Genomic DNA, 2,840 nt, shown 5'->3' on the forward strand with positions numbered 1-2,840 from the left:
TAAAGACACCGGCGTGCTCAAATCATGTTGATGCAGGCTTTCCGACAGCCTCACACCCTCGCGCACGCGCAGCGTGGCTTGGGCCAGCGAGGCGCGCAAGGATGGGCCAACCAGCTCGCTGGAAGCTTCCAGCGCAGGCACCACCGCCACGCCAGCCTGCAACAGCAGGCCCAAGGTGCGGTAGAGCGACGCCAACTCGATCAGGCGCAAGCGCGGTCCGATCACCGGCGTGCGCCACAACTGGGCTGAGACCGCTGCGCGCATCACTGGCGATGTCCACGTTGCCCAGACACCGGCCACGATGCCCAGCAAGCCCATCACAGCCACACCAGGGTGGGCGCCCACACCCCGGCCGATGTCCAGCAACAAGGCAGACATCCAGGGCAGATCGCCACCCATGTCCTCATAGATTTCCGCAAAACGCGGCACCACAAAAACAGTCAAAAAGGCGATCACCAGGGTGCTGGCACCAATCAGGATGGCCGGGTAGATGGCAGCGCTGATCAACTTGCTGCGCAGCCCATCCAGCCAGGCCAGATAGGCGGCATGCTGACGCAAGGCCTGTGCGGTCTGGCCCGTACGCTGGCTGGCTTCGATGGAAGCAATCAACAAGGTGCTGAAAGCTGCAGGCTGCATGCGCATCGCTTGTGACAGCGTTTTGCCTTGCGACAGCGCAGTGGTCAGTGTCTCGATGACCTGAGCCACCGACACCGACGCCTCCTTCTCATGCAAGGTGATCAGGGCCTCGTACAAGGGAATGCCGGCATCCAGCAAGACGGCCAGTTCCTGACAGAAAAGCCTGCGCGGGAAGGCCTCAGGGCGCACAGTGCGCTGGCTTGCCGAGGTTGAACGAAGAGACGACGAACGCTGCATGATCACCGCATCACCAATTGGTGATGTCCTGGTCTTCGCCATCGCCGCCCTCGCGCCCATCCTTGCCCAAGGAGAACAGGTCATAGTCGCCATGCTCGCCAGGGGCCTTGTATTGATAGGCCTTGCCCCAAGGGTCATTGGGAGGCGCCTTGCGCAGATAGGGCCCCCACCAGCGGGTTTCGTCACCCGGTTTGGTCCACAAGGCATTGAGGCCTTGCTCATTGCTCGGGTAGTGACCGGTATCCAATCGATATTGATCCAGGGCCTTGCCCAAGGCGTCAATCTGGGCCATCGCGGTTTTGACTTCCGACTTGCCAATCTGGGAGAAGAAGCGCGGGCCTACATAGCCCGCCAGCAAGCCGATGATGACCAGCACGACCAACAGTTCCAGCAAGGTAAAGCCCTGTTGGGCTTGACGCTTAATCATGTACAAGGATCCTTCCAGCTTCACCAGGCTTTGACAAAGCAACTGGGCATGATCCTATTGGGCTAGTGCTGACAGCTTTGTGACAACGGCGCGGCACAGTTGTCACATTCACCCCATGCCAGGCTGATGCCAACATGAAAAATGCCCACCCGGGCGACCCAGGTGGGCATTCAGATCGGGTAAGGCGTGAATCAGCCCTGACGCTGACGGCGACGCGTCACCAGCCCCAGGGTGGCCAGGCTGACAGCCATCAACACGCAGGACTCTGGCTCAGGCACCGCAGCCATGGTGGTGACCTGCAGGTTGTCGAAGTTGCGGCTGCCAAAGCTCAACAACACTGATGACACGCCGTAGACGGGACCGGATGAGGCCACGGTGAAGCCCGGCTGATTCAGTGCACCGTAGGGCACATCCGTGCCGGCAATGGCGTGGCCTGTGCTGTCCAGGAACTGCAGCACGTTGGAGAAGTTGCTCCAAATGTTGTTGTCCAACTGAACAGAGAAAGAGGCCAGGTCCACGGGTGCAGCGAACTGCAAGAGGATCGGGGCAAAGCCGTTGGCCAGCACATTGCTGCCCGACACGGCCGCACTGCTGCTGCTCACCAGCACATCGCCATAGGTGGCCGAAGCGTCCACCCAATGGTGCGTACCAGTCAGATCACCGAACGCATCCACGTCATCGACCACATCGCCGTTGCCGAAGGACATCACGCCACCCAAGCCCTGGCTGGCCAGATAGGCGTTGGCCGAGGTGCCATCAGACACCGAATCAAAGTTCAGCGTCTGGTTGATCGCGATATCAGCGTGGGCCGCCACACTGGCCGAAGCCAGTGCCACAGCTGCCATGAGACCACGCATTGAGAACTTGCTCATGAAACTACTCCTGTGTGATGCAGCCAATTACTTGGCGCCACCGATGACGATCTGGCTCAGCTTGAAAAACACGTCGGTGTTGTCAAACACGCCAGTGAACAAGGAAGCACCGCGACCAAAGGCCGACAGGGGGATGTCGGTGGCCGTGTGCGTGGCCTGGTCAGCGGGCACCTGGCCTGTCACCAGGTAGCCGGTGCTGCTGTTGCGCACATTGGGGTTGAGCGGATAGCCGTTCAAAGGCGTCGTACCGACGAACGGTTGCTGCGAATCCTGCGTGGGCTGCGCGCTGGTCAACCAGCTTTCATAGCGATCGGCATTGGCACCGTACCCGATCAGCATCTTGCCGTCGATGTCGGTCGTGACAGGATAGCCATCAGCCGCAATAGTGTATTTGGGGAACTTGGCCAAGTCATAGGTACCGACCACGGCGTCGCGCTGAGCGGCGGTCGTGTGGGTGGTGCCCGATGCGATCGAGTTCAGGGTCGCAGCAGAAGCCGTCGAGGCACCGATGATGGCTGCGCCCGAGCACTCATGGTCAGCCGTCACGATCACGATGGTGTCAGGATTGGCGGTCGCGAAATCCTTGGCCTTCTGGATGGCGCGGTCGAACTCGATGGTTTCCAGGATCCAGCGATCGCTGTCCATCAAGTGGGCCTGCTTGTCGATCG

Annotated in this window: 4 protein-coding genes; all 4 read right to left on the reverse strand. The window is 60.5% G+C overall.

The genetic code is table 11. The annotated features are described in order from the left end of the window. The coding region (locus tag EPO09_RS02200; RefSeq protein WP_290639728.1) for a type II secretion system F family protein at positions 1-873 on the reverse strand (873 nt) is incomplete at its 3' end. Positions 874-883: 10 nt separating this feature from the next. Beyond that, positions 884-1,300 (reverse strand): type II secretion system major pseudopilin GspG, encoded by a 417-nt coding sequence (gspG, locus tag EPO09_RS02205; RefSeq protein WP_290639730.1) that lies wholly within the window; start codon positions 1,298-1,300, stop codon positions 884-886. Between the two features lie 191 nt (positions 1,301-1,491). After that, positions 1,492-2,172 carry a PEP-CTERM sorting domain-containing protein gene (locus EPO09_RS02210; protein WP_290639732.1) on the reverse strand — a complete coding sequence of 227 codons (681 nt, stop codon included), beginning with the start codon at positions 2,170-2,172 and terminating at the stop codon, positions 1,492-1,494. Between the two features lie 27 nt (positions 2,173-2,199). Beyond that, on the reverse strand, positions 2,200-2,840 hold a 641-nt coding region (locus EPO09_RS02215), incomplete at its 5' end, for an alkaline phosphatase (RefSeq protein ID WP_290639734.1).

It is taken from the genome of Aquabacterium sp., assembly GCF_004297345.1.
Classification (GTDB): Bacteria; Pseudomonadota; Gammaproteobacteria; order Burkholderiales; family Burkholderiaceae_C; genus Aquabacterium.

Coding starts and splice junctions, on each gene's coding strand:
- EPO09_RS02210 (WP_290639732.1), bottom strand. CDS start 2,172: ATGAGCAAGTTCTCAATGCGTGGTCTCATGGCAGCTGTGGCACTGGCT.
- gspG (WP_290639730.1), bottom strand. CDS start 1,300: ATGATTAAGCGTCAAGCCCAACAGGGCTTTACCTTGCTGGAACTGTTG.